Genomic DNA, 337 nt, shown 5'->3' with positions numbered 1-337 from the left:
CGGTTTTAACAAGATCACTGCATCTGAAATATTCGGTGGCATTACATCTGTTGCCACTTCTGCAGTACCTGTACGGGCAAATATGGCTTTAATTTCTGGAAACTCTTTCAGCAACAATTTTTCCGTATTTTCTTGCATTCTTAAAGATTGTTCCAAGCTGGTACTTGGGGAACGCATTTGCTGTACTGCAAAATCTCCTTCACTCAATGTTGGTGCAAACTCACTTCCAATCTGTGTTGCAAGTAGACCTGTCAAAAATAAAATACACAGCGCAAGCGTGATGACCAATACTTTAAAATGATAGGCTAAGTTGAGCACTGCTTCATATTTACGCTTT

The 337-nt window shown here is 39.5% G+C and carries 1 protein-coding gene; it reads right to left on the bottom strand.

All coding sequences use genetic code 11. The features are described 5' to 3' along the window. Positions 1-337 (bottom strand): efflux RND transporter permease subunit (locus FLQ44_RS18215; protein ID WP_206208977.1); only part of this gene is annotated, 337 nt, incomplete at both ends.

Origin of the sequence: Vogesella mureinivorans, assembly GCF_007644035.1 — a bacterium.
Taxonomy (GTDB): domain Bacteria; phylum Pseudomonadota; class Gammaproteobacteria; order Burkholderiales; family Chromobacteriaceae; genus Vogesella; species Vogesella mureinivorans.
This window is presented reverse-complemented; position numbering and strand designations above follow the sequence as displayed.